General features: G+C 69.4%; 24 protein-coding genes and 5 pseudogenes. 11 read left to right on the top strand and 18 right to left on the bottom strand.

Translation table 11 applies throughout. The features are described from left to right. Positions 1-26: 26 nt before the first annotated feature. Positions 27-932 carry an NAD-dependent epimerase/dehydratase family protein gene (locus AC0ZLC_RS19740; protein ID WP_476753284.1) on the top strand — a complete coding sequence of 302 codons (906 nt, stop codon included), beginning with the start codon at positions 27-29 and terminating at the stop codon, positions 930-932. A 99-nt stretch (positions 933-1,031) separates the two neighbouring features. Here AC0ZLC_RS19740 and AC0ZLC_RS19735 read toward each other — a convergent pair whose 3' ends face one another. The 4 genes from AC0ZLC_RS19735 to AC0ZLC_RS19720 form a co-directional block, all read right to left on the bottom strand. Then, positions 1,032-1,421, bottom strand: a complete 390-nt coding sequence (locus AC0ZLC_RS19735; protein ID WP_476753283.1) for a TraR/DksA family transcriptional regulator — start codon at positions 1,419-1,421, stop codon at positions 1,032-1,034. Between the two features lie 88 nt (positions 1,422-1,509). Next, a complete protein-coding gene (locus AC0ZLC_RS19730; RefSeq protein WP_476753282.1) occupies positions 1,510-2,931 on the bottom strand; it encodes an extracellular solute-binding protein in 1,422 nt (473 codons plus the stop codon). Continuing rightward, a complete protein-coding gene (locus AC0ZLC_RS19725; RefSeq protein WP_476753281.1) occupies positions 2,928-5,711 on the bottom strand; it encodes a caspase family protein in 2,784 nt (927 codons plus the stop codon). The genes AC0ZLC_RS19730 and AC0ZLC_RS19725 overlap by 4 nt, the downstream gene beginning before the upstream one ends. Before the next feature lie 4 nt (positions 5,712-5,715). Beyond that, on the bottom strand, positions 5,716-6,093 hold the full coding sequence (locus tag AC0ZLC_RS19720; protein ID WP_476753280.1) for a hypothetical protein: 378 nt from the start codon (positions 6,091-6,093) through the stop codon (positions 5,716-5,718). 213 nt (positions 6,094-6,306) lie between these two features. Here AC0ZLC_RS19720 and AC0ZLC_RS19715 point away from each other — a divergent pair, with 213 nt between their 5' ends. Beyond that, positions 6,307-7,482 (top strand): amidase domain-containing protein, encoded by a 1,176-nt coding sequence (locus AC0ZLC_RS19715; protein ID WP_476753279.1) that lies wholly within the window; start codon positions 6,307-6,309, stop codon positions 7,480-7,482. Between the two features lie 121 nt (positions 7,483-7,603). Here AC0ZLC_RS19715 and AC0ZLC_RS19710 read toward each other — a convergent pair whose 3' ends face one another. Further along, a complete protein-coding gene (locus tag AC0ZLC_RS19710) occupies positions 7,604-7,744 on the bottom strand; it encodes a hypothetical protein (RefSeq protein WP_476753278.1) in 141 nt (46 codons plus the stop codon). 191 nt (positions 7,745-7,935) lie between these two features. Continuing rightward, positions 7,936-8,448, bottom strand: coding sequence for a MarR family winged helix-turn-helix transcriptional regulator (locus AC0ZLC_RS19705; protein ID WP_476753277.1), 513 nt, complete (start codon positions 8,446-8,448; stop codon positions 7,936-7,938). A gap of 65 nt (positions 8,449-8,513) precedes the next feature. On the opposite strand from AC0ZLC_RS19705, the gene AC0ZLC_RS19700 reads away from it, so the two are divergent. Further along, positions 8,514-9,455 carry a DMT family transporter gene (locus tag AC0ZLC_RS19700; protein WP_476753276.1) on the top strand — a complete coding sequence of 314 codons (942 nt, stop codon included), beginning with the start codon at positions 8,514-8,516 and terminating at the stop codon, positions 9,453-9,455. A gap of 317 nt (positions 9,456-9,772) precedes the next feature. Further along, positions 9,773-9,961, top strand: a pseudogene (locus tag AC0ZLC_RS19695) (ATP-binding protein); the annotation flags it as partial. A gap of 34 nt (positions 9,962-9,995) precedes the next feature. Here AC0ZLC_RS19695 and AC0ZLC_RS19690 read toward each other — a convergent pair. Next, positions 9,996-10,496, bottom strand: coding sequence for a MarR family winged helix-turn-helix transcriptional regulator (locus tag AC0ZLC_RS19690; protein WP_476753275.1), 501 nt, complete (start codon positions 10,494-10,496; stop codon positions 9,996-9,998). 91 nt (positions 10,497-10,587) lie between these two features. On the opposite strand from AC0ZLC_RS19690, the gene AC0ZLC_RS19685 reads away from it, so the two are divergent. Beyond that, on the top strand, positions 10,588-11,040 hold the full coding sequence (locus AC0ZLC_RS19685; protein ID WP_476753274.1) for an SgcJ/EcaC family oxidoreductase: 453 nt from the start codon (positions 10,588-10,590) through the stop codon (positions 11,038-11,040). A 373-nt stretch (positions 11,041-11,413) separates the two neighbouring features. Here AC0ZLC_RS19685 and AC0ZLC_RS19680 read toward each other — a convergent pair whose 3' ends face one another. After that, complete coding sequence (locus AC0ZLC_RS19680; RefSeq protein ID WP_476753273.1) at positions 11,414-11,887, bottom strand: N-acetyltransferase family protein; 474 nt, start codon at positions 11,885-11,887, stop codon at positions 11,414-11,416. A gap of 356 nt (positions 11,888-12,243) precedes the next feature. On the opposite strand from AC0ZLC_RS19680, the gene AC0ZLC_RS19675 reads away from it, so the two are divergent. Next, complete coding sequence (locus AC0ZLC_RS19675; RefSeq protein ID WP_476753272.1) at positions 12,244-12,669, top strand: hypothetical protein; 426 nt, start codon at positions 12,244-12,246, stop codon at positions 12,667-12,669. 19 nt (positions 12,670-12,688) lie between these two features. Then, positions 12,689-12,978: pseudogene (locus AC0ZLC_RS19670) on the top strand (transposase family protein); the annotation flags it as partial. Here AC0ZLC_RS19670 and AC0ZLC_RS19665 read toward each other — a convergent pair. Beyond that, entirely contained in the window at positions 12,937-13,959 is a 1,023-nt protein-coding gene (locus tag AC0ZLC_RS19665) for a hypothetical protein (protein WP_476753271.1), read from the bottom strand. The pseudogene AC0ZLC_RS19670 and the gene AC0ZLC_RS19665 sit on opposite strands and share 42 nt — an antisense overlap. 382 nt (positions 13,960-14,341) lie before the next feature. Between AC0ZLC_RS19665 and AC0ZLC_RS19660 the strand changes: the two genes are divergently transcribed. From AC0ZLC_RS19660 to AC0ZLC_RS19650, 3 genes and pseudogenes are all read left to right on the top strand, one after another. Next, positions 14,342-15,091 (top strand): GbsR/MarR family transcriptional regulator, encoded by a 750-nt coding sequence (locus AC0ZLC_RS19660; protein ID WP_476753270.1) that lies wholly within the window; start codon positions 14,342-14,344, stop codon positions 15,089-15,091. A gap of 163 nt (positions 15,092-15,254) precedes the next feature. Next, positions 15,255-15,993: pseudogene (locus AC0ZLC_RS19655) on the top strand (IS5 family transposase); the annotation flags it as partial. Between the two features lie 167 nt (positions 15,994-16,160). Continuing rightward, the gene (locus tag AC0ZLC_RS19650; RefSeq protein WP_476753396.1) at positions 16,161-16,784 is read left to right on the top strand and encodes a histidine phosphatase family protein; all 624 of its coding nucleotides are present in this window, start codon (positions 16,161-16,163) and stop codon (positions 16,782-16,784) included. Between the two features lie 259 nt (positions 16,785-17,043). On the opposite strand, the gene AC0ZLC_RS19645 is transcribed toward AC0ZLC_RS19650, so the two are convergent. From AC0ZLC_RS19645 to AC0ZLC_RS19635, 3 genes are all read right to left on the bottom strand, one after another. Further along, entirely contained in the window at positions 17,044-17,397 is a 354-nt protein-coding gene (locus AC0ZLC_RS19645) for a DUF6281 family protein (RefSeq protein ID WP_476753395.1), read from the bottom strand. A 73-nt stretch (positions 17,398-17,470) separates the two neighbouring features. Beyond that, on the bottom strand, positions 17,471-17,800 hold the full coding sequence (locus tag AC0ZLC_RS19640) for a hypothetical protein (RefSeq protein ID WP_476753269.1): 330 nt from the start codon (positions 17,798-17,800) through the stop codon (positions 17,471-17,473). Positions 17,801-17,845: 45 nt separating this feature from the next. After that, complete coding sequence (locus tag AC0ZLC_RS19635) at positions 17,846-18,721, bottom strand: beta-propeller fold lactonase family protein (RefSeq protein WP_476753268.1); 876 nt, start codon at positions 18,719-18,721, stop codon at positions 17,846-17,848. A 352-nt stretch (positions 18,722-19,073) separates the two neighbouring features. Between AC0ZLC_RS19635 and AC0ZLC_RS19630 the strand changes: the two are divergent. After that, positions 19,074-19,781 (top strand): annotated as a pseudogene (locus tag AC0ZLC_RS19630) (transposase). Here the strand turns inward: AC0ZLC_RS19630 and AC0ZLC_RS19625 are convergent. The 6 genes and pseudogenes from AC0ZLC_RS19625 to AC0ZLC_RS19600 all read right to left on the bottom strand — a co-directional run bounded on the left by AC0ZLC_RS19625 (position 19,771) and on the right by AC0ZLC_RS19600 (position 23,846). Next, entirely contained in the window at positions 19,771-19,911 is a 141-nt protein-coding gene (locus AC0ZLC_RS19625) for a hypothetical protein (protein WP_476753267.1), read from the bottom strand. The pseudogene AC0ZLC_RS19630 and the gene AC0ZLC_RS19625 overlap by 11 nt on opposite strands. Positions 19,912-20,259: 348 nt before the next feature. Next, positions 20,260-20,675, bottom strand: a pseudogene (locus AC0ZLC_RS19620) (transposase). Then, positions 20,672-20,854 carry a hypothetical protein gene (locus AC0ZLC_RS19615; RefSeq protein ID WP_476753266.1) on the bottom strand — a complete coding sequence of 61 codons (183 nt, stop codon included), beginning with the start codon at positions 20,852-20,854 and terminating at the stop codon, positions 20,672-20,674. The pseudogene AC0ZLC_RS19620 and the gene AC0ZLC_RS19615 overlap by 4 nt, the downstream one beginning before the upstream one ends. Before the next feature lie 107 nt (positions 20,855-20,961). Beyond that, the gene (locus tag AC0ZLC_RS19610) at positions 20,962-21,519 is read right to left on the bottom strand and encodes a hypothetical protein (RefSeq protein ID WP_476753265.1); all 558 of its coding nucleotides are present in this window, start codon (positions 21,517-21,519) and stop codon (positions 20,962-20,964) included. A 438-nt stretch (positions 21,520-21,957) separates the two neighbouring features. After that, positions 21,958-22,479 carry an RNA polymerase sigma factor gene (locus AC0ZLC_RS19605; protein ID WP_476753264.1) on the bottom strand — a complete coding sequence of 174 codons (522 nt, stop codon included), beginning with the start codon at positions 22,477-22,479 and terminating at the stop codon, positions 21,958-21,960. Positions 22,480-22,541: 62 nt separating this feature from the next. Further along, positions 22,542-23,846: a phthiocerol/phthiodiolone dimycocerosyl transferase family protein gene (locus AC0ZLC_RS19600; protein WP_476753263.1), complete on the bottom strand. Its 1,305-nt coding sequence runs from the start codon at positions 23,844-23,846 to the stop codon at positions 22,542-22,544. Between the last annotated feature and the right edge of the window lie 185 nt (positions 23,847-24,031).

Below are 24,031 nucleotides of genomic sequence, written 5' to 3'. Positions count from 1 at the left end.
GTTCAAGCCGCCTTCAAGGAGTCCCGATGCCGTCCACCCTCCTCATCACCGGCCCGCGCGGGTTCATCGGACAGCACATCACCGCCGCCGCCCTCAAAAAACCGCACGTCCGGCTTCGAATCCTCACGCGCACCGCCGAGCGGCCGGCGACGGGCGCACGGGTGGACACGGTGACCGCCGACCTGGGCGACCCCGACTCCTTGCGCGGACTGTGCGCGGGCGTCGACGCGGTCGTCCACTGCGCCTCCGCCATCGACGCGGACGCGTCCACGCTGCACGCGGTCAACGATGTCGGCACCCGGGCCCTGGTCGAGGACGCGGAGCGCCACGGCGTACGCCGCGTCGTGTACGTGAGCACCGCCGCCGTGTACGGCCACGGCAGCTTCCACCGGGCGAGTGTCGCGGATCTGCGCCCGGCCCCGGAATCGGCCGCCAGTCACACGCGTGCCGCCGCCGAGCGCCACGTCCTGGCCGCCGGCGGCACCGTCCTGCGCCCGCACCTCGTCTACGGCACCGGGGACCGCCAGGTCGTGCCCGGCCTGACCTGGCTCCTGCGGTACCTGGGGGCGGCCGTGGACACCCCCGCCCTGCACTCCGCGGTCAACGCCGCCGACCTCGCCCGGGCCGCCGTCGCCGCCGCTCTCACCGACCGCGATGTCACCGGCGCGCAGCACGCCAACCATCCGACCCCGCTGGCCGTCGCCGAGCTGATCGCTCTCGTCCTCGACCGCCTCGGCCTCCCGCCCCGCCCGCCGCTGACCCCGGACCAGGCCCTCGCCAAGGTCCGGGGCGACGCGCAGGCCCGTCACCACCTGACCATGCTCACCCACCACCACTGGTTCCTCGGCGACACCCTGTGGGACCGGCTCGGCCTGGATCCGGGAGCCGCGCCCGCCCTCCAGATCCCCGGCCACCTGCCACCCCGCCCGTGACGGGCCTCCGCACGCTGAGCCGGCCGCGGGGTCGGCAGTACGGCGCGGGCCGGCCGCCCCGCTCAGCGGGACCGGCGGCCCGGGGCTGCCCCGCCCCGCTCAGCGGTGACGGACGGAGGCGCACCTGACACAGGTACGCGCCGCGGGCCGCACCTCCAGCCGCTCCGCCGGGATCACCTCACCGCACGTGTCGCACGAGCCGTAGGCGCCGTTCTCCAGACGCTCCAGCGCGCCGTCCAGCTCCTCCAGGTACTGCCGGGCACGGGACAGCAGGGATGCCACGTGCGCCCGCTCGAACGCCGTGCTGGACCCCTCCGGGTCGTGCTCGTCGTCGACCGCGACCAGCGCGTTCGCCTCCACGATCGCGTCGAAGTCCCGCTCCAGGGCCGCGATCCGGGCGAACGTGCCCGCGCGCTCGGCCATCAGCCGCTCGTGAACCGGGCCCGGCTCGGCGGCGGACGGAGTGCCGTCCTCGGAGGGAGTGCTCATTTCTGCTGGAACGACGGGATTCCCACCGGTATTCCGGGTCCGGTCGGAGCGCCGCCACGGTGCGGGGCCTTCGCGGCGGCGGGTGCGGTCACCCGTCCGGCAGGACGCCCCGGAGCGCCTTGTCCAAGTGTGCGGCGAGTTCGCTGTCGCTCGGAGGGTCGGCGGTGAACAACCTGCCGAGTTCGGTGGTGAAGGTCTGGGTGAAGGCGCCGTAGAGCGGGGTGCGAGGGCGCTGCACGGCTCGGGTGAGGGCCGGCAGCAGGATTCCGCGGGCGTACCTGGGGCGGCCCTGGCCGTCGCGCGGCATCCGGTCGGCGCTCTCGCCGGACGGCGAGGGGCTCGCGCCACCGGTCGCCCCGCCGGACGGTTTCGCCGACCGGCACCTGACGTCGTCGTTCCGGTACGCGGACACCCGCGTCGCCGCGAACCCCGCGTCCAGCAGGCAGCGTTCACTCTCCCGGCTCGTCAGGAACCCGATCAGGTCGCTCGCCGCGTCCCGCTGTGCGGAGGAGCGGGTGACGGCGAGGTTCTGGCCGCCGAGCACCGCCCTGCCGGGCAGGGTCGTCACTCCGAGCCGCGCCCCGGGCAGGGACTGGTGAAGGCTCTGGTACGCGTAGGGCCAGTGGCGCAGGAACGCCGTCCGGCCGTTCGCGAAGTCGGTGAGCGATGCGGCCTCGTCGGAGCGCAGGGCGTCCTTGAGGAGGTACGAGGACTGGGTGCGGTTGCGCAGTTCAGCGAGGCCCTTCTCCAGGTCCGCCACGGTAGCGGTGTAGCGGCCCTCGGTGTCGGTGAGGGTGACGCCGCCGGGGACGGAGGCGAACGCCTCGATCCCGTTGACCGTGCGCCCCTCGTAGGCTCCGAACTGTGCGGTCCAGCCTCTCTCGTAGCCCCTGGGCCGGTCCTTCCCGGTCTGCTCGCCGAGGGTTTCGATCAGCTCCTGCAGCTGTCCCCGGTCGAGCCCTTTGCTCAGGTCGGTGTTCTGGACGCCCGCCCGGTCCAGGTGGTCGCGGCGGTAGTAGAGCAGCCCGACGTCGCTGTTGAACGGGACCGCGTACACCTTGCCGTCCCAACGCGCGGTGCTGGCCACGGACTTGATCACGTCGTGGTCGTCGACCAGCTCCGCCGGCAGCGAGCGGATCAGGCCCGCTTCGGCGAACTCGGGGACCCAGGTCACGTCCAGGTTCACCACGTCGTACTGCGCACTGTCGGACTGGAGCGCGCCGAGGAGCTGGCTGCGCTGTTCGTCGGCGGAGCCCGGGAGTTCCACCAGGCGGGCACGGCGGCCCGTGTGGTGCCGGTCCTGCTGTGCGTTCCAGGTGTCGATGAGCTGCTGCCGGACGCCGCCCTGGCCGGTCACGTCCCGCCCGCTGGCCACGACGATGTCGCCCGCGGTTCCGGGTGTGACGCCCGCTCCGGACTGCTCGGAGGCACCGCCGCCGGTGCAGGCGGCGCACGCCGTGAGGAGAACGGCGAGCACCCAGGCCCGCCCACGCGTCCACGGTCGCCTCATTCGTCCCCCGTCCCCGTCCGCGCCACCTCGTCACGCAGGCCCGCGACGAGATCGGCCCTGGTGTCGAGGCAGCGGCCGCCGCTCGCCTCCGAGATGCGGGCGTCGGGCTTGTCCCGGTCGCAGCCGCCGCTGTCCAGCGCCGCCATCACCACCGGGACCCCCTGGTCCTCGGCCGACGCGAGGAGCCTGCCCGAGTCCTTGCCCGCGGTGAGCCGGTCGTTGTCCTCGTCGTCGGTGACGTAGACGATCAGCTGGGGGCGCTCGTCGTCCCGGCCGCGCCCCGCCATGTAGTCGAGGGCCGCCGTCAGCGCTGCGTACGGGTCGGCCTCGGCGTCCTGGACCGCGGCCTCGCGGTCGATGGTCCGCTCCGCGTCCGCGCGCGAGTGGCGGCGGAAGGGCAGGAGGACGTCGTACGGGCTGCTCCCGCGCGAGGCGACGGCCCATACCCCGTACTCGTCCCGCCCGCCCAGTCCGCCCAGCGACTGCTTGAGGATGCCGGGGGCCCCGCCGGCGCCCTCCCACAGGTCGCCCATCGAGCCGGAGCTGTCGAGCAGGAACAGGACCCGTCCGGGACCGTTGGCGTTGCGGTACTGCTCGAGGGCCGTCGTCAGCGCGTCACCGCGGGCGGGCGCCGGGAGCGGGGTGGGGCGGGCGAGCGTTCCGGTGTCGTTGCCGCGGGGCCCGAGGAAGTCCCCGCCGGACACGGCGCGGAAGCCGTCCTCGCCGAAGACGTCGAGTCCGCCCGGGCCGTCCTCGGTGGTGCCGCCGACCAGCCAGTCGTGGAAGCGCCGGACGGCGTCGTCCCGTGCGGCCCGGTCGCGTGCGGCGTTCTCCCAGCGCACGCGGACGAACGTGGGGTCCAGGGGCGGTACGTCCGTGGGGTACTCGGCCAGCCGCGGGGTGCGCGTCGGCCCGTCGCAGCCGAGTCCGCTCACCATCAGGAACTCGGGCACGAGCGCGGCGGTGCGCTTGTCGACGTCCCGGTGGTCCGGCAGCGCGCACAGCAGATCCGCGCCCGCCGGCGCGGGCGGTCCCGGCTGCGCCACGGTTCCTTCGGCGCGGCTCACGTCGGTGCCGGAGCCGTAGAGACCGACGCTGGCCAGCAGCGCGGAGTCCGTGTACTCGGGGTCGGTGCGCCGTACGTCGGCGTCCCGCTGCCGCCGGAGGAGCTTCTTCCGCAGGGTGGCGAGCGGTCGCCCGGTCCTGTCCCGCAACGACTCCTCGGCGATGTTCTGCGGGACGGACAGCACCATCGGGGAGTACGCGAACGGCTCGCTGTCCGGTTCCAGTGTCACGTACTTGCGCGGCGGTTCGACCGGCTGGGCCCGCGCCGCGCTCGCGGACGTCGCGGGGATCCAGATGTCGGGCTGGGGACCGATGTCGCGCTGCGGGTTCAGTTCGTCGCTGACGGGGCGCTGCCAGGGGTCGGACTGGTCGTGGAAGCCCGTCACGGCGTCGGCGGCACCGGCGCCGTACACCGTGATCCCGCTGCGCCGGCAGCCTGCGGACGTCGTGTTGGCCGGTGAGGTGAGATACGCCTGTGTGGCTCTGCGCACGGTGGGCTCGAGGTCCGGGTCGGTGAGGAGGCGCAGTTCGAGGGTCGGGCCGCAGGACGACTGGTCGGGGCCGGTGCCCCAGAGCAGGGCGTAGCCGCACGCGCCCGCGCCCGTGAGGACGACCGCGGCCGCGACCACGACCCGGCGGGGTTTGCTCCGCGACCAGAGCAGCAGCCGGCCCGCCCAGCCCGCGGACGGTGTCCGGCGGGCCCGGGACCGGAGCAGGGCGAACGTGCGCGGTCGCGACCCGGCTCCCCCGGCCTGCTGCTTCGCCCCGGGCGGAGCATGGTCCGGGGGCGTCTCCTGTTCCCGCGGCGGGAGCACCACCGCGGGCCGCGGCGGCCGTGGTCCCCGCTCCTTCCCGGGCTCGTCGAGCTGCGCGGGAGGCGTCCGAGGCCGTTCGTCATCCTTCGAGGGTTCCCGCGACGGCTGCTTTGGGGGCACCGGGACGGCATCGACGGGCACGGGGGCCGGGGCCGCACCGGCCAGGACGATGTCGGTGTCGCCCCAGCGCTGCGGCTCCCACGGTTCGTTGCGCAACGTCGTGTAATGGGCGGACATGTGCGCGGTGAGCGTCTCCGCCAGGTCCAGGAACGTGACCTCGCCGTCCCGTCCGGCACTCCCCTCCTCCAGCATCCGCACCAGCTCGGAGGTGAACGGCGTGGGCGTCGCGTCGTCCCCGGCGTCGATCCGGTTGTTGGCCTGCGTGCTCATCAGCACCGAGAAGCGGCGCCGGTCCGCGAGCGCCTCGCAGACCTGTGCGGCGTTGCCGGCGTTGCAGCAGTCCAGGACGACGACCACGTGCCGGGCCCGGCTGGTGGCGAGCACGGTCAGGACGCTGGAGAAGGGGTCGGCGCCCGGGAACACGGCCCGGCTGCCGGGGACGACGCGCGCGTTGCGCATCTGCAGCCAGAGCTCGTCGCCCGCGCTGGGCACGGCTCCGTGACCGGCGAAGTAGAAGAGGAGCAGCCCCTCGGCCTCGTCGGCGGCGGTGCGCAGCGCCTCGCTGAAGGCGTCCAGGTACGGCGACCCGGAGATGACGACCTCGCCCTTGCGGAACACCTCGCCCCGCAGCAGCGCACCTTCCAGCAGGGCGAGGTTGTGCTCCACGGCGGCGAGGTCACCGGGGACGCCGTGCGGGTCCTTCGGCCGCGTGGAGTCGTACACGGACACGCCGACCAGCAGGGCCCGGTTCACCTCTCCGCGCGGGTCGAAGCGGTGCACCGGCCTACCTCTCGTCGAGGTCCACCGGGTCGACGTCGTAGTCGGGCGGATCGCCGCTCTCCACGGAACGGCGGTTCTCGTACCAGGCCTTGACGCCTCTCCTCACCTGCTTGAACACGATGTCGAACGTGGACTGGGCGGCGGCCCCGGCGAGCAGCAGCAGGATCTCGATCCCGGCGCCCATGGGTCTGCCGTGTTCGTCCGTTTCCTGGTCGTCCGTCCCGGCGCGCTCCTGGATCCGGAGATCGCCGTTTCTGGCCAGCTCTTCCAGCGGCTTCTCCCGCTCCAGCCACTTCTTCAGAGCACCGATGTCGCCCTGGCTCGCGGTTCCGTCCAGCCGGACCCGGATCGCGCGGGTCGCCACACCCTCCCCGTCAGTCATAACTCAGCATCATGGCACGGGCGTTGGTGCTGTGCGAGGGTTCTGCCCCGACGTTGCCCGGCGGACCGGAGCGCCCGCGGGCGTGCGGCACTCCCGGGACGGCGCCGTGAAGTGTCCGTGTATCACTTGTGCATCCCTCTTCCCAACCGGAACCGTTGACGTGCGAAGATGCCCTGCCCCGGCAGCAGGCGTCCGGGGTAGAGGGGAAACTCAGTGAAGTCAAGGAAATTGAGCAGAACGCGGCGTCGCGCCACCATAGTGACGGCGGCGGCCGCTTCGGTCGTCGCGGGTGCGGCCATGCTGCCCAACTGGAGTGCCGGTGCGAGCAGCGCCGGGGCCGGGGAGCCCGTGGTGGATCCGGCCACCAGGGCCACCTTCCAGCGGCTGGCGGACGCGGTCTTCACCGACCGTACCGACGCCCTGGTGGACCACAAGCAGAACCGGGGGCGCTCGCCGCTCGCCTCGCGTTTCTCCGGTGACGTGGAGCTGTCCTCCTCGCTGGAGAACAAGGAGGACTCCACGCTGTCCTCGCTGCGCGGCCGCAAGTCCCGCCTCGCCACCCTGGGCGAGCGGTACAGCAAGGCCGAGACCAGCGTCACCCTGGACAGGACCCGGGTGCGGGGCGGGCACGCCACCGTCCAGGTCACCGAGACCACGATGCTGACGTACGAGAAGGTGCGTGGCGACGAGCCGAAGACCACCGGCTTCCAGGCCCACCACAAGCTGACGTTCACCGCCGACCGGCAGGGTGACTGGCAGCTGACCAACGTCCGCAACACGGATGACGGCTACCTGGCGGTGAACCAGCCGGCCAAGACCTCGTTCACGGCGGCGGTCGCCGGCGACGACATGCCCGCCGCCGCCCGCTCGGCCACCTCCTGGCCCGCTCCAGCCAAGGCCAAGAACTTCTCCGCCACCGGCTACAACTACAAGGCCATGGCCGCGTACGCGGAGAAGTACTGGGACGACTACAACCCGGCCTATCCCAGCTTCGACGGGGGCGCCGGCGACTGCACCAACTTCGTCAGCCAGTCCCTCAAGGCCGGCGGCTGGAAGCACGTCCCCGGCTACGTGTACGACTACACCAAGTGGTTCGGCAACGCCGACATCCACTCGGACTCGTTCGTCGGCGTCAACGAGTTCTCCTGGTTCTCCCTGAACTCGAAGCGGGCCACCAGCCTCGCGAACGTCTACCAGATGGACGTCGGCGACGTGCTGCAGATGGACTTCAACAAGGACGGGTCCAAGGACCACACGATGATCGTCTCGTACCGCAGCTCGCGGGGCGTGCCGTATCTGACGTACCACTCCGCCGACACCTACCGCAGGTCGGTGGCGAGCATCATCGCCGCGAACCCGAACGCGGCGTACTACGCGTACCGGACCTGATCCGACCGGCTGAGCCCCGCGACCGGCACGAACCGCCCCTGGATTTTTGGGGCGGGCCGGACGCGGGGCTCCCCCGTTCCCGCGGGGCGCGACGGCCGGGACGTGGCCGACGGGTGGAGGGTCAGGGTCCGTCGAGGGCGCCCTCCAGGCCGCGGATCGCGTAGCCGCTCGTCTCGTCCTGGAACGAGACGCGAGGGGGCGTGACCATGCGGATGCCCTTCAGCGCGAAGAGGCGGCTCAGGAAGACGTCGGTTTCCGTCATCGCGAGGTCGGCTCCGGGACAGCGGTGCGGACCGTCACCGAAGGACAGCATCGTCGCCTTGCCGGGAGGATGTCGCGTCCATCGGCGCAGGGCGGCAGATCCCCGCGATCCCCGTGTGTTCGGGATTCGGGAAAACACGGGAGTGCTGAGCAAGTCGAGGCGAACAGCTTCGGCAGTGCCATGCAATGGAGTCACTCCGGTGCGCGAGGCGGCTCGACACGTGCCAGCCAGGTGGTGAGCAGTGTTTCGAGACGTGCGGCCTCGTCGGGGCCGAGCTCGTCGAGTATGCGGCGTTCGTTGCTCATGTGGTCCGCGAAGGCCCGGTCGATCAGCTCCCGTCCTGCCGGGGTGAGTGCGACCACGCGTCCCCTGCCGTCCTCGGCGGACCGGCGTCGTGTGGCCAGTCCGTTACGTTCTAGCCGGTCGATGCGTTTGGTCATCGCACCCGTGGTGACCATGGTGAACGCGGCCAGTTCGCCCGGGGCGCGCTCGAAGGGGTCCCCGGCCCGCCGAAGCGCCGCAAGGACGTCGAACTCTCCCTCGCTCAATCCGTAACGCCGGTAGACCAGGTACAGCTGCTCGGTCAGAAGGCTGGCGAGGCGATGGAGCCGGCCGATCACGCCTTGGGGGCCCACATCCACATCCGGACGCTCGCGAGCCCACTCGCGCTGGATGCGGGCGACGTGATCCTCGTAGTAGTTCACGGCTTCATTATAGCTTCCAGGGAAGCTATGTTCCTTCCGTGGAAGCTACCGTACGATGGACACTGGTGACGGCGATCGCTCCGGTCGCCTGGGCTACGAACTACTTCGTCACCCACGAATACCTGCCCACCGGCCAACCGCTCTACGGTGCGGCAATCAGGGCTCTGCCCGCAGGGGCCCTGCTGCTGGCACTGTGCCGACAGGTGCCGCACGGGGCGTGGTGGTGGAAGTCGCTGGTGCTCGGCACCCTCAACATGGGGTCCTTCTTCGCCCTGATCTATCTCGCGGCGCAGCTGCTGCCGACGAGCATCGCCTCCACCATCATGGCGGCCTCACCGACAGTCTTGATGCTGCTCGCCTGGGCCGTGAACGCGGAACGCCCTCACGGCCTCCCACTGATGGGCGCCGGCGTCGGTAGCGCGGGTGTTTGCCTGATGCTGCTCAGCGGCAACGTCACCCTGAACCCACTCGGCGTCCTCGCATCGGCCACGGCGATGGTGACGTCCTCCTTCGGCTACGTACTCGCGAAGCGGTGGAGCACCGAGGTCGACATCCTCGCCTCGACGTCCTGGCAGCTCATTGCCGGGGGCCTGGTCGTGCTTCCGTTGGCCGTCGTCCGCGAAGGAGAACCGCCCCACCTCGGTGTGGGCGCGATCCTCGGATTCGCCTACGTCACCGTCGTCGCGACCGCGGTCGCCTTCGCTGCCTGGTTTGCCGGCCTGCGTCACCTGCCGGCAGCCGCTGTCGGCCTGATCGGGCTGCTGAACCCGGTCACCGGCGTACTGCTCGGCACCGTCATCGCCGAAGAGACCCTCACTCTGCGACAGATGTGCGGACTGGTCCTTGTTCTGCTCGGGATCGCGCTCGGGCAACCCATCGCCGCCACAGCCGCCGGCCGCATCCGGTCCCGGGCCACGGGAACGGACTCCCGACGAGACGCATCGACCGGCCGAGCACGCCGCCTTGACCCAGGAGAATCCAACTGCGCTACACAGCGGGACGGTTGACCGAGCACAAGGCCCACTCGGCTCCTCCTGCACCCGCCGCAGAGCGGCATTGGCAGCCCTGATGCGCGTGGTGCTGGTTGAGGGCGCATCGGCCAGCACAGCGATCTCGACTGCTCCGGCACCTCCACCGACCCCGGAATACCGATCGTCACGCAGATCCCGGGACACCGCCATCGCCGACAGTCCGGCCTCCTCACCTTCGACCAGGACGCCGATCCGTCAGACAGGCCGAGAATGCTTCAGGAATCCCGAAGTTGCCTCGCGAATGGGTCAGGAAAAGCCAGCCGCTCTGCCCGATCGGCGACTGCGGCACCGGCGAGAACAGTGTCGCCATCGCCTCCAACGAGTCGTTCGGCGGCTGGACAAAGACCTTTACCGGCCCCCGCCTCTGCGCGGCCATCGTCGACCGCCTCACCTTCAACGGCACCATCATCGAGACCGGCACCGACTCTTACCGCCTCGCCAGCACCCGAACCCGAGCCGAAGGCCCCGCCGAGGCCAGCTGACACCTACCGGTTTTGACTCGGCGGCCCGCCACCCTCACAGGCGGCGGGCCGCCGCAGCTCCCTTGCGCTGACGGCGGTGTGCTGCTGCGTCCCTGATCTCCTCGGTGGCCGCCCGGAAAGCTGGGGCGGCGTGAGCGAAGTATTCGAAGAGAACGGCGCGTTGGTCCGGCGTGTACCGACTGAGGACCTCGCCAATCTGGCGCCGCGCAGGCCCGACCACCTTCTCAACATGGTCGAGGGAGTCGGCCACCGGCTCGACGATGACCTTGCGCCGATCATCCGGATCGGCAGCCCGGCGGACGAACCCGGCTCGCTCCAAGCGGTCGATCAGGCGAGTGGTCGCCCCGGTGGTGAGGCCGGCACGTGCGGCCAGTTCTCCCGAGGTGAGCGGGCCTTCCAACGCGATCTGGCTGAGCGCATACCACTCGGAGGCGCTGAGCCCCACCGCTTCCGCCCCGGCCATGCCGTGGAGTCCCACAGCATCGAGGTACTGACGGAAGACCAAGTGCTCGTCCGCCGGCGTCAGGTCTGCCATGTCCCTGGGTGCCCCTTGCATAGATAGCTGCATGCGTGCAGATAATGTCCACCTGCAATATCTGCACCAGTGTAACTACCTGGAGGATTCCATGCCCACCACCACGGACGACCGCGATGCCGTCACCACAGTGATCGCCTCACTCATCGATGCCTGGCGACGCCACGACGCCGACACGTACGGTGCGCAGTTCACGCAGGACGCCACCTACGTCACCTTCGTCGGCACGTACTACCAGGGCCGCCGCGACATCATTGACAGCCACCGGACGCTGTTCGCCAAATTCCTCAAGGGCACACAGCTCGCCGACGAGATCCTGGACATCCGCTTCTACGGTCCGGACACCGCCGTGATCACCGGCCGCGGCGACAGTTACCAGGGCAGCAAGCCGAAGAAACTGACCAAGGTCCAGACCTACACCCTGGTCCGGGAGCAGGACGGCCAGTGGCGCATCGCGGCCTTTCACAACACCAAGCGCAAGCCGCTCATGGAGGCCATCTCCTTCAAGGCCGCCCCCGCTCTCGTCCCGGCATCCCAGAAGTGACCGATAGAGCTACAGGAAGCCCGCATGGGCAGGTGCCGGCACACTCAGGGTGCCGGGTGACCGCGCGGCGCGATGCCCGGCCGGCCGTGAAGGTCGGGGCTCACGTCCGCTTCCGCGGCGTGAAGTGGCAGGTGGCCGCCCTGTCCGGGCAGGACATCCACCTCGTCGGCCCGGACGGCGGCGGTGAGGCCGTGCTCGCCGGGCACCCTCTTCGCTGACCCCGTTTCACCGTCATCGGCGCCGACGTGCCCCAATTTGATGCGGCACTCGACCGCGTGCCGGGCCTTGCAGCCCGCTGGGTCGGACTTCGGTGGCCGGCCACCGCTGGACCCGCGGCCTGGCCGGGGAGCGACTACCCGCGGCGGAAGGTTGGTCAGGGCCACGAGACGTTGAGCGGCAGATCTCGGTGGAAGACGGCCATGGCCTGGTCAGGGCCGTTGTAGTCGTCGACGATCTTCGTGTTGAAACCGAGGCTGCGGTGGAAGGCGATCGAGCCGGTGTTCTCGATTGACGTGATCGCCTTCAACTGCCGTGCACCATGACGTTCCGCTGCCTCGGCGAACGCCGTGTACAGACGACGCCCGAGACCGGTGCCACGGGCGTCGTCCCGTGTCGCGATCAGATGCACGTACCCGGTGCCGTCTGGGGTGACGAACCCGAAGATGTACCCACGGATTCCGTCCTCGGCGCGGGCAATCAAGCAGGTGGAACCGAACTCCTGCACCAGTGCCAGAAGGTGCAGCGACCGGAGATCGCGTTCGCCCCAGTAACGGGGGTGATCAGTCACAACCTGGTGGAAGTCGGTTACCCCAGCTGGTGCGATGTGTATGTCCATGATTGCGATCATGGCAGGCGCCCAGAGTGCCGATGTGGGAGCCGTCCGAGGCTGATCTCCAGCTCCTGCAAGAGGTGTTCGTGCGGGCGTGGAGGAGTTCGGCTGCCAGACCGTCGACGGGGTTCGGGCTGAGGCTGGAGAGGGCGGACCCTGGGCGGCAAGGTGACGGTAAACCGACTAGCCAGGTGGCTGCGGGTGGTCGTTGCGCCGACGGACAAGGTCAGCGGAAGGCACTGGATGAGTAACGAGTCCGCGCAGGTCATCGCGACGGCGTCCCGGCCGGAGCTGGTGGGGTCCGTGACTGGGCTGAGGAGGGTCTTCGTTTCCGGGCCGAACTTTCGACGTTCGTCGAGGACGCGCCGGTCTCCGTGACGCCCGAGCTGCAGGGACCCGTGCAGTTGTCGGAGAGCTGCTGGAAGGGACTCGAGACGTTCCTCGAAGCGGTGGCGGCGACCGCGACAGGCCGGGTGCCGGTCCGTCAGGACCTGGTGAACCGGCGCCTGGAGTGGATCAGCGGCGGCCGATTCGCCCCCGAAGTCGCCGTGTGGAAGACCAGTCATCGTGATCTGCACTGGGCGAATCCGACGGCTCCGGCATGCCTTCTTCTCGACTGGGAGGGGTGGGGGCTGGCTCCGGCGGGGTGGGACGTTGCCGTTCTCCGCGCGTACTCACTGAGCGTTTTCAGCATGGCCACTGATCGGCTGACGCTGGAGGTGTGCGCAACGCACGAGGCTCCCGTGCCGTTGGGGGGAGGTGTTCGAAATCTCAACCCAAACGAACAGGAGCCGCGTTGATTCCGTATTCTGCCGCACTCGACCTGACGGGATCATCCGGATCTGCGAACGGCAGGGTGTCCCGCTGCTAGCCGATCGCGCCCACGTGGGGCCGACTCGTGGGTGACGACACCCCTCAGACGCCCGCCGGGCCGCAAGCTCACGCCGACCCAGCAGACCGTCAACCGAGCGCTGTCCGCGGCACGGGCACCGGTCGAGCGCGGCGTCGCACGCTTGAAGGCACGGCGAGTCTTCCGCCGCCCCCGCTGCGGCCCGAATCGCATCTCGTCAATGGCCAAGGCCGTCCTCGCCTTGGAGAGGCAACGCTGACGTTGCTGTTTGGTATGCCTCAGCCATGGCGTGGAAGGAACGCTTTGGTGCCAGGTTGCCGTCGGGCATGACCTTGCACACTCCGTAGGAGGCCATGTCGAGGTCGAAGCGCGGGTCCTCGTGGTGCGGATATGCGTACCCGGCGAAGGTGAACCAGAAGGCGGTGTCCACGCCTTCCTCATTGAAGACGTCCAATTGCTGGCGCAGGTAGCGGGCCTGTTCGGCTTCGTCGCGGATGTAGTCGCCGTCGAGGCAGGGCGGGTCCGCATCGTGGTCTACGACGGCCCACCAGCCGATGCCTCCGCGGGCGGCGGCGCCTCGGTAGGTGCAGCTGCCGAATTCGGTCGCCGCGAGCGGCTTGCCGTGCCGGAGATACTCGCGCAGACCCTGACGGAAGGCGTCACTGGCATCGCCGTAGGCGTCGGCACTGACGATGTCGAAGGGCGCCCAGTCGATCTGTTCCCACGTTCCGGAGGCGTAGGTGATCTTGCCGCGGAACCGCGAGCGGACCGTCGCCGCGATGTCGGACAGCAAGGAGTTCAGCCGGACAGGAACCTCGGCGAGGGCGGCCAGTGTTGTCTCGTCGGGAGCGCCGCTGATCAGGGCTTCGATTCTGGCGATGCTGTCGTCTCCGGGGAGGATACCGGCGGCGAACAGGCTCAACTCGCAGCCGGCGACGAAGACGTTCACTCCCACCTCTTCGGCGCGATCGGCGCAGTCGGCGAAGTAGGGCAGCAGCTCCCCGGCGGACAGTTCGCAGGGGAACGGGGAGAACCAGACCTCCAGCCCGGCGTCGGCGGCGTGCCGGGCCGCGAGGGCCAGTCGCCCCGGGTCGCCACCGGTGATCCGTACGGCGTCGCAATGCAGGTCGTCCGCGATCATGCGGATCTCGCGTTGTACCGCGTCGGCGTCGAAGACGGGCCGAGAACTCTTTCCGCCCGGAGCGAAGCCGGTGTCGTAGGTGATGCCTTTGGCTCGCATGGATGCTCCTGACAATCGATCGACATCTGTTGCTGCGCCCAACCGGGCGCTGATGCGCGTCGGTTCGGCGGACGGGTCGCGTGGACGGCTCAGGGCGCGTCGGAGGGCAGCTCGACGGCGGTCTCGGCCACGCTGTCACCTCGCTCCTCCCTGGGAGACCGCCTCACACCCGTGCCCGGCGATCGGAGCCGAACGTTAGGTACGAGTCGAAAGCCGGTCAACGGCGATCTCCTCTGGACCGTGCTGTTTGTGCTGGTCAGTCATGCATCTGGCGATTGCAATGACTGTGAGGGTCAATGCACGCCGAGCGAGGGGATGTTGCAACGATCGGCGACCAGTGCACACTGTGGCCGAGACGCCCCAATCAAAGGAACCGAAGCCGATGCCAGGACGCAGGCTGACCAGAGCCGACCGGCAGCAGATTGCGGCCGGGTTGGCACAGCGCCTGAATTACGCCGACATCGCAAGGAGCCTGGACCGTCCCACGTCGACGGTGAGCCGCGAGGTCGCGCGCAACGGCGGACCCGCCCGCTACCACGCGGAACTGGCACAGCTCGCGACCATCCACCGAGCCCGACGCAGGCCGCAGCCGCCCCAGTCGGTGCACCGGACCATCGAGCACCTCGGCCCCGACCCCGACGCAACGGCTGCGTTCGTCATCGACCTCACCGCGGCCTTCGTCGAAACCGGCCTCCCGCGCACCGCCGCCCGCGTGATGGCCTGCCTGTTCGCCTCCGAGAACGGCAGCCGCACCGCCAGTGAGATGGCGCAGCACCTGCGCGTCAGCGCCGCGACCATCTCGCAGGCGGTCCACCTGCTGGAACGGCAGGATCTAATTCGCCGCGGCCACGACGACCGGAGCCGCCGCCACCGGTATTTCCTCGACGACAACGCGGGCTTGCGGACCGTCGTGGCCAGCGCCGCCGCCAACCAGCGGCTCGCCGCCACCGCGCTGCGTGGCGCCGAAGTCTTCGGAGCCCAGACCGCTGCCGGAGGCCGGCTGGCCCGGGCAGGCCGATTTCTCGAACGCCTCGGCGACGACCTCATCCGCTCCGCTGAAAAGCACTGGCGTGACATGGTTGGTGACGGTGGGGAGGAGCACACGCCGACGATCCACACATCGACGGAGTAGTACGCGACCTCTTGCCCAGGCGAAGACCAGGCCGCCGAGAAGCCCAGGGCTTATGACCGCAGCCATCCTCACCCTGGAGGGTCAACGCTGAAAAGGCCCAGTGACTCGGTAGAAGAGGTCGGCTTCGAAGTCTCGCTGCTGCGCGCAGTCTGCATTAGGGATAGGCGGCCGGCCGGAGAAGCATCCGCGCCGCGAGATCGTCGATGCGATCCGCTATGTCGTGGACACGGGATGCAAGTGGCGGGCCTGCGGATTACCCGCCCTGGCGCACGGGTCTGGGGGTTCATGGCCCGCTGGGCGGCGGCCGGGATCGTCGGCCAGATCCGTGACCACCTGGCGGGCCGGATCCGCCATGACATGGGCAAAGGACCCCGAGCGGTGGCCACCGTGATCGACTCCCAGCCCAGAGCGTGAAAGCCGCTGAGACCGTCTCGAAGGCCCCCCGCGGCCTACGACGCGGGCGAGAAGATCAACGGCCGGAAACGCCGCCTGGTCGTCGACACCCGCGGCCTGCCGCTCATGCTGATGGTCACACCCGCCGACCCGCACGACCCCGCAGCCGCCAAGGAAGTCCTCTTCCGCCTCCGCCTGATGCACCCCGAGATCACGATCGTCCGGGCCGACTCCCCGTACGCCGGAAAGCTCATCGACTGGGCGAAACAGCACCGCAACCTCACATCAAGCCCGTCAGCCGCCCCAAGGACGCCTCCGGCTTCGTCGTACCTCCCGGCCACTGGGTCGTCGAACGCAGCCTTGCGTCAATGATGCACGCACGCCGCCACGCAAGGGGCTACGAACGTCTCATCCAGCACTCCGAGACCCCGATCACCTGGGCCGCCACCACCCTCATGACCAGGCGCCTCGCCCGGAAAGGCGCCACCCCCAGCTGGCCGAGGAGGCCAGCGCCGGGCCGACAGCTGACAGGCCCATAGGGCGTGTCTTCCGGTCCTTGGAGCTCGCGACGTGTTGATCCGCCTGAAGGTGGATTCCAGCCCTACGTGGAACCGGCCTGCGCCGGTCGGCGTCCCTCCAGGAGCCAGCAAGATCGTCTTGAATGGAGGACCTGCCCATGACCGGCATGGCCGCCCGCTACCTCTATCTCACCCGGCACGGCGAGGCCTCGTCGGATGAGAGTCAGCTGACGGACGCGGGCCGCCACCAGGCATCCCTGCTCGGGGAGCGGCTCCGTGGGGTTCCCCTGACGGCGATCCATCACGGACCGCTCGCCCGCGCCGAACAGACTGCCCGGCTGGTCGGCGAACGGCTCGACGGCGTCCCCCTGCGGCGCTCCGATGCGGCCGGCGACTACATTCCGTACCTGCCGGCGCGCGAGGAACTGCCGCCGGAGACGGCCGACGCCATGCTTGAGTTCCTGGGCCGGTTTCCGGCCGAGGAACGCGAGCAGGGGCCCGGGCTCGCGGCGGCGGCTCTCGCGGAGTTCACCGGACCCATCGTCGGCGACGAGCCGTGCCACGAACTCGTCATCACCCACAACTTCCTCGCCGGCTGGCTCTTCCGAGCTGCCCTCGACGCCCCCAAGTGGCGCTGGATAGGCATCAACCACGCCAACGCGGCGCTGACTGTCATCCGCTACGCGCCCGGTCGCCCCCCGTCGGTTCTCCTCTTCAACGACACCGGCCACCTCCCTGCCGAGCTCCGCTGGACCGGCTTCCCGCAGGAGCTCCACGTCTGAGGCGGACCGCTTCCTCCGGATCAACTTACGGACCAGCTTCGGATGCCCGCGACGTGCAGGGCTGCCAGGCCTTCAGGATCACGCACGCAACCGTGAAGGCTGGCACCAACACCGCCCGACGCAGCACGGATTGGAAACACGAACTGCCCAGGGACGATGGCTGTGCAAAGGGGTTCTGCGGCAGGTGGCCTCGGGGCGCCAGAGGCCACCGGCCACGGGCCACGTCTACGCCACCCGCGCGGCGTAGACCCGGTCGAGGTCAGGACCTGTCGATCAGTTTCCGTATCTCCGGGGGGAGCTTGTCGCCCGAGTAGGAGGCCATGAAGGTGGCGTCGTCGGGGCTGTCACCGACGGCGACGGCCATGTCGGGAGAGATGCCGTCCACTGCGTAGGCGGTCGTCGCATCTCCGGACTCCTCACCCTTGTCCTGGCCACCGGTGTCCTCACATGGCGGGATGGTGGCGGAACCGAGCTTCTCTCCCGCCGTGAACTCCACGTTCGCGACATCCCGGTACGTGCGGTCTTGGTAGAGGACACGGTAGGCGCAGGATTCCGCCTGATCGCCTCCGTGACTGCTGCTCTCCGATGTGCAGGCCACAGCCAACGTCATCATGGCTGCCACGAGAGGCAGTCGCGTGGTTCGCCCCGACCGGCTCATTGTTCCTCCTAGTAGATGCTACGGAGGGTCAGGACGTCTCCCTTGCCGAGGGTCCTGGCGATCGTCTTGCACGTCCCAGCCCGAAGACGTGTCCGGCTTCATGAGTACCGACGGAGCGGATGTCGTATTTGTTCGAGCAGCTGCTGGTCGGCTTGTTTGTGAAGTCGTAGTCGTGAGTGTTGAAACGGACGTCGGCCTCACGCAGATCATTCTTGACCCCCGGCATGGCCCAGGTGTACGAGCAGGTCGACGCAACGACGCCGTTCTTGAGGTTGCCCCCGTCCCACACGTTCCGCTCGTCCCGGACGGTGCACTGGCCGCTGCTGTTGATGCTCGCCTCGCGGCTGGTGTCAGCCAACGCTCGCGGCCTGCGGACGTAACGAGAAGGCGCTGGAGCAACGCATCACCTGAGAGCGACCCCTACCGGAGCGTCGTCGACGGGGATGGTGGCGATGACGATATCGGTGCCCATGTCGATCACTGACACGGCGTCCGAGTTCTCGTCGGTGACGTAGGCGCGGTTCCCGGCTGGGTCCACTGCCACCCCGCCCGGGCCATCGGCGGTCGGAATGGTGGCGGTGATCATGTTGGTGTCGGTGTTGATCACGGTGACGGTGTCCGAGTCGAAGTTGGTGATGTAGGCGCGGGCCCGGGTCGCATCCACGGCCACGAAGACCGGGAAGTCGCCGGCGGGGACGGTGCCAGTGACCGTATTGAAGTCGGTGTTGATCACCGTCACGGTGCTCGTGTCGACGTGGGTGACGTAGGCGCGGGCCCGGATCCCGTCGACCGCCACCCCGGCGGGCCGGCTGCCGACAGGGATCGTGGCGATCACGGCGTTGGTGTTTGTGCTGATCACCGACACGCTCTTCGAGTCGCCGTTGGTGACGTAGGCACGGGCCTGCGATGGATGCACTGCCACCGAGACCGGCCTGTCCCCGACGGGGATCGTGGCGATGACGGTGTTGTTGCTGGTGTCGATGACCGACACCGTGTCCGAGTCGGTGTCGGCGACGTAGGCGCGGGCCCCGGTCGGGTCCACTGCCACCCCGACAGGGCTGTCGCCGACGGTAATGGTGGAGGTGACCATGTTGCTGTTGGTACTGATCACCGACACGGTGCCGGAAAAGACGTTGGCGACGTAGACGCGTGCCAGGGCCGGATTCGCCGCCACCCCGAACGGGAAACCGCCGTCGGGGATCGTGGCGATGACGGTGTTGTTGCTGGTGTCAATGACCGACACCACGTTCGATCTCGCGTTGGTCACATAGGCCTTCACTACGCCATCTGGACCCCTGCCGGCCATTCCCGGCATCGATGCCGCGGGTACCGGAGGCGTTTGTTCCTACGGTCCTCCGGTGATCGGAGGCGTTCATGGACATGCGGGACGGTGTGCATCACATCTCCTGACCGGGCTGCCGCTTCTAAACCACAGCTCATCCGGAACAACCAGGCGCTCTCAGTGCGTCCGCCCCATTCTCCGGTCCGCCTCTAGGCCGCCGCCATGCCGGTTCGGCCGGAAGGCTGACCGGCCCCGCTTTCCCGGTGCCGCTCAGCTTGACCCGGTTTTCCGAAGGCCGGGCTCGTCGGCTTGACCGCGTCCTACGTGGTGAGGTGGACGTTGACCCGGTATGGGGCGGGGAACGTGGAGCTGGATCGTGCCGGACGGGCTGTGGGAGATCGCGCAGCCGCTGATCCCATCGTCGAGGGTGCGGCCCTGATCTGGTCGAGAGCCGACGTCTGGGGCCGCCTGCACGAGGCAGTGCTGCACCGGCTCGACGATGCCGGCCTCCTCGACGTCACCGTGTCGTCCTCGACACCGCCCACGTCCGGGCCAAGAAGAGGGCGAACACACAGGCCCGAGCCCAGTGGACCGGGGTAAGCCGGGTTCCAGGATGCACATCCTGTCGGACGCGAACGGGCTGCCTCTCCTCGTCGGCGTCTCAGCCGGCAACACCCACGGCGGCGAGGGGCTGAAGCCCATGATCGAGGGTCACCAAACGAGACACGACCCTCATCGAGGTCGGTACTTCAAACCCCAGCGCCTCCACGCGGACAAAGCCTACGATCGCCCGGGCCTGCGGAAATGGTCACGTGGCAGGCGCATTGGAGTCCGGATCGCCCGCAAAGGCAGCGAGTCCAGCGAACGGCTGGGCTGCCGTAGGTGGGTGACGAAGGGAAGGGTGGCCGGCCATCCTGTTGGCGGAGTCTGCGTACAGCCTGGCCGGCCACCCCGCTGCCGTTCGGCAGGTTCACCGAAGACACTGCTGAACCCTTTGACACAGAGTCGAGCGCCTGACAGGTGCTGCACCTTGCGCCGGGTGCGTCTCAGCTCGTGAAGGTGTAGTACTTCCACGCGCCGTGCGTCGTCGAGTTCACGGTGTCGCCCGACGAGGAGTTGACGTACGAGGAGCGGACGCGCATCCGCAGGCCCGTCTGATGCTCGCCGGTCAGCTCCACCTTGGACACGCCTGCGGAGTCCAGCGTGAGGTACTTCGAACCGTTGCCGTACCAGGTGCCGTTGGAGTAGACCTCGGACTGCAGTCGCTGCTTGCGGCCGGGTAGGGCGTCATGGTGTTGGTGAACAGCGGGTTCTTGGTCTTCTTGAAGTAGTAGTAGGTGTGACCCGACGTGTACGCCGTCTTGTAGTGCCCGCTCACCGACGTCGACACCTTGACTTCGGCGCCGACCGTGCTTGTCACCGTCTTTGGCGCGGAGTGGGCGTCGCCCGCGAGCCGCGTCGGGCGGAGTCAGTACCGACTCCGCCCGACCGGCTTAAAGAGCGTTTTGTCCCGGTGAGGTTGTTTGGTTCGAGGTTCAGGTGTCGCGCCAGTTCAGGGTGGATTCGCGAGTGAGTCTGCGGCTTATGAGGTCGATCATCGCGACGTGGATTATGGCTTCGGAACGGTGGGGATGGGCTTCGTAGTCGCGGGCCAGGCGGCGGTGGTGCATGAGCCAGCCGAAGGTCCGCACGACCACCCACCGTCGGGGAATCACCTTGAACCCTTTGATGCCCGGCTATGGCGGGAAGTCGTGTGGCAGGTAGCGCCAGCAATGCCGGTGCGGTCGACGTAGAGGATGGCGTCCATGATGCGGCGCAGGTCGTGTTCGGGCGGGCGACCGATGGCGAGGCCCTTGCCCCTGCGCTCAGCCCGCCAGGAGGTGATCGTGGGCCCGATCAGTTCCCAGCGCGCATCGGAGAGGTCGCTGGGGTATGGGCGGTGTCGCGTCACTTCTTCGGCCTGCGAGCGGCGACTTTGGCTTCCTGGTAGTCGTTGAGAAGGTGCAGCATCCTGGTGAACTCGATGTCGCTCATCTTGCGGATGAGGTGGTGGGCGAGGAGGACCCCATCGTCGTGTGGCAGTCGCGGTAGCGAGGGATTTGCAGAGTCGGCTTCCGTGGCTGTTGCCACGGCCTCGTCGGTACGGGGCTGTGGAATGCTTTCCGCGCGAGGAGTCGCATCCGTGCTTGTCGATACGGGAGGAGCGGGATCCTGTGCTGTGTCAGTGGCGTCGGTGATTACGTCGTAATCACCGTTCTCCCTGCTCGGGGTCTGCTCTGAGCGCGGTTCGGATGTCGTGCCCTGCTCGTCGCTGACCAGACTTTGAGGGTGTCGAGGCCGGCTTCCCGGGCTGCGGCGAGGCGGCTGCTGCCGTCGACAACGACGTGAGTGGTGTACGGCTCGAGGTCGCTTTCGCGATCGGGGTTGGCTCGGACGCGGGCGTCGCGGTTCATGACCGTGATCGCTTGTTTCTGTCCGTGGGTTTTGAGGCTGCCGGCCAGGTCGGTGAGGTTGCCGAGCTTGGAGTGGGGGTTGTCTGGGTTCGGACTGATCCCGTGCAGGGGCAGATCGGCGGGAGCGGCGACACCGTCAGTGGGGACGCCTGTGGCTGCGGCGACGGCTCGGCGGCGGGCACTGACCGGCTGTGCTCCCCCGCCGAATGGTCCGGAGCCCAGCTTGCGGCCGAGCGCCACGCCGAAGCTAAGGTCCTCCAGCCGGGCCGTGCCCGCCGTGCGCAGGGGCGCCAGGTGCTTCTCGGTGACGCGTTCCGCCAGGTCCCGGTAGTGCTCCTCCACCCGGCGAGGAGTGAAGTAGCGCGCGGTCCGGCGGCGGTGCTCACGGTGCTAGGGGCCGTCCCGGTACAGGACGGGACGCCGGATCCGGGCCGCCAGTTTTTCGGCGGTCTCGATACCGAGGCCGGCCTGGACGGTGTCGGCGCTACGCAGGACGGTGCGCGCCGCCCGGTACTCGCGTGTCTGCCAGGTTCCGTCGTCGTCGCGGCCTATCGGGCAGGCCCGGCTGGGACGGTTCCTGTCGGTCTCTTCCGTGCGTCGTCGTCGGCTCTGCTCATCGGCCGGTGCCCTCCGTCGTCGCCGTCGGCCCGCTCCACGGGGGTCGGCCGTCAGGTGTGTTCCGGCAGACTTCAGGACACCGGCACCGGCCGCCAGTACTCCGGCCGCCAGGGGTCCGCCCGCCCGACGGCACGCCGTGCTGCCGTACGTCTGGGGGCCGGCTCACGCCGCCGACGGCTGCCACGCCTCCTGGAACCGGCGGCGGGCGCGGTGCAGCCGGGAGCGGACCGTCCCGACGGGCAGCGAGAGGGTCTTCGCCATCTCCTCCTCGTTGAGTCCGTAGACCCGCAGTGTGAGTACTTCGCGGTGCTGCGTCGACAGTCGTTCCAGGACGTCGTTGATGTGGACGGTGTCCAGGGGGTTCGCCTCGTGCCGGGCCTCGACCGGTGGACACGTCATCGCGTCGTCGAGGCGTTTGACGGTACGGACCGCCTCGCGGATGGTGACGGAGCGGACCCAGCCGTAGAAGGCCGCGGGTTCTCTCAGGGTGGCGAGGCCCCGGTATATGGCGAGGAGCGCCTCCTGCGTCGCGTCGGATCCGTTGTCGTGAGCGATCGAGTAGCAGACCCGGGCGACGTACGGCGTGATGTGGGTGAGCAGGTCGTTCATCGCCTGTTCGTTGCCCGCCTGGGCGCGCGGCAGCAACAGGGCCAAGGGGGTGGGGAGTTCGTGCGCGGTCTTCATCTCGGAGGGGTGCTCCTTGGGGGAAGCCGGTGGGGGCGCCGCGGCCGCGGTGAGGGGTGCCCTCAGCTCGTGCTCGCGGGAACGGCGGGTCGGTCGCCGGTCGTGGCGAAGGTCAGGAGCGCGGTACGGACGTCGTCGCGGAACGCCCGCATGAACGCCGGGGTGAAGCACGCCGTGTAGTGGGGGAACTCGATGGCCAGCCGCCCGTCGAAGGAGACCACGCAGGCCATCACGGGGCTGCGGCCGGCCTGCGGGAAGTACTGCTCGCGGGCGGGTACCAGACGGACTTCGGTGACCTGCGCCCCGTCGGGCAGCCGGGGGCCGGGGGCGGAACCCATGTTGGTCACGATCACGGTGCCCGTCTGGAGGGCGGGGTGCCGTGGGATCTGCGGCATGATGCGCAGGTCCTGGAAGTGGTCGCCCTGTTCGATGGAGTGGCGCAGGTGGGCGCCGACCTCGCGGGCCAGGGCGAGCGGTTCGGTGTCCGCGCCGACCGTGACGGCCTGCAGGTGCATGGTGACCGCGGGGACCATGACGTCGGGCGCCAGGGGTGGCGTCAGGCGGGAGCGCAGGTCGACGGGCGACAGGCAGCCGAGGGCGCGCGGGCCGTCGCCGTCGAGCCGCTTGCGGGCGGCGGTCAGCACCGCCGCGCTGACGAGGCCGTGCACGGACACGCCGGTGTCGCGGGCCAGCCGGCGCAGGCGGGTGGTGTGGTCGGCGTCGAGGACGAGGCGGCGCACCTCGATGCGGTGGCCGTTCTCCGCCGCGGCCGCGTCGGCCTCAGGCTGCCGGGGTGCGTCGTAGGCGACCAGCTCGACGGGATGGCGTCCGGTCTCGGCGAGCCGGCGCTCCAGGTAATCGGCGGTCTCCGCCTCATCCGAGGGCGGCAGCAGAGCGCTGACGGGTTCGGGCCAGGCCGGAGGGTCGGTCTCCTCGGTGACCGGAGCGGTGGGGCTCGGCGCCGGCTCCGTCCCCTCGACGAGGGCGCGGTACCGGTCCCAGAGGGTGTTGTGGAGCGCGATGGCGCTGTGTCCGTCGGTGATGGTGTGGTCCACCGTCAGGACGAGGAGGTGACGGGATTCGTCGGGTTCGCTGGTGAGGACGGCTCGCAGGAGCGGACCGCCCACCGGGAGAGGGGTGTTGAGCTCCTCCTCGTACGTCTTCTCGGTGTCGCCGGTCCGCAGGACGAGCCGCGGCCTGTCGTCCTCTCCGAGGAGTTGCAGGGCGTACCCCGGCCCGTCGGGGGTGATGCGTGCCCGCAGGGTCGGCCGCTCGGCCGTCACCGCGTCGAGCGCTCTCGACAGCGCGACCGCGTCGAGGTGTCCGCGTACGGCGCAGGACAGCACCGCCCTGCTTCTCTGGGCCACGTAAAGGGTTTCGACGGGACACAGCGCGCGCATGCGTTCAGCCTTTCTCGCCGCCTCCGCCCCGGGCGGGCCGGGAACGGAGACGGTCCTTTGCACAGAATTTCCGGATTCTTGACGCAGTCGGATCACTTGGGGACGAGGAGATCGGGTGCCGCCGACAGGAAAGCGAGGGCGAAAGGAAGTCG

The sequence above is a fragment of the Streptomyces sp. GLSS-08 genome (assembly GCF_056387915.1).
Note: the sequence above shows the minus strand (reverse complement) of the source record. Positions and strands in the feature narration are given on the sequence as shown.

What these genes read in the sequence shown, in the direction of transcription:
- AC0ZLC_RS19685 (WP_476753274.1), top strand. Translation starts at nt 10,588, where the DNA reads ATGCCCACCACCACGGACGACCGCGATGCCGTCACCACAGTGATCGCC.
- AC0ZLC_RS19680 (WP_476753273.1), bottom strand. Translation starts at nt 11,887, where the DNA reads ATGATCGCAATCATGGACATACACATCGCACCAGCTGGGGTAACCGAC.
- AC0ZLC_RS19690 (WP_476753275.1), bottom strand. Translation starts at nt 10,496, where the DNA reads ATGGCAGACCTGACGCCGGCGGACGAGCACTTGGTCTTCCGTCAGTAC.
- AC0ZLC_RS19720 (WP_476753280.1), bottom strand. Translation starts at nt 6,093, where the DNA reads ATGACTGACGGGGAGGGTGTGGCGACCCGCGCGATCCGGGTCCGGCTG.
- AC0ZLC_RS19740 (WP_476753284.1), top strand. Translation starts at nt 27, where the DNA reads ATGCCGTCCACCCTCCTCATCACCGGCCCGCGCGGGTTCATCGGACAG.
- AC0ZLC_RS19650 (WP_476753396.1), top strand. Translation starts at nt 16,161, where the DNA reads ATGACCGGCATGGCCGCCCGCTACCTCTATCTCACCCGGCACGGCGAG.
- AC0ZLC_RS19645 (WP_476753395.1), bottom strand. Translation starts at nt 17,397, where the DNA reads ATGATGACGTTGGCTGTGGCCTGCACATCGGAGAGCAGCAGTCACGGA.
- AC0ZLC_RS19660 (WP_476753270.1), top strand. Translation starts at nt 14,342, where the DNA reads ATGCCAGGACGCAGGCTGACCAGAGCCGACCGGCAGCAGATTGCGGCC.
- AC0ZLC_RS19710 (WP_476753278.1), bottom strand. Translation starts at nt 7,744, where the DNA reads ATGACGGAAACCGACGTCTTCCTGAGCCGCCTCTTCGCGCTGAAGGGC.
- AC0ZLC_RS19730 (WP_476753282.1), bottom strand. Translation starts at nt 2,931, where the DNA reads ATGAGGCGACCGTGGACGCGTGGGCGGGCCTGGGTGCTCGCCGTTCTC.
- AC0ZLC_RS19665 (WP_476753271.1), bottom strand. Translation starts at nt 13,959, where the DNA reads ATGCGAGCCAAAGGCATCACCTACGACACCGGCTTCGCTCCGGGCGGA.
- AC0ZLC_RS19735 (WP_476753283.1), bottom strand. Translation starts at nt 1,421, where the DNA reads ATGAGCACTCCCTCCGAGGACGGCACTCCGTCCGCCGCCGAGCCGGGC.
- AC0ZLC_RS19605 (WP_476753264.1), bottom strand. Translation starts at nt 22,479, where the DNA reads ATGAAGACCGCGCACGAACTCCCCACCCCCTTGGCCCTGTTGCTGCCG.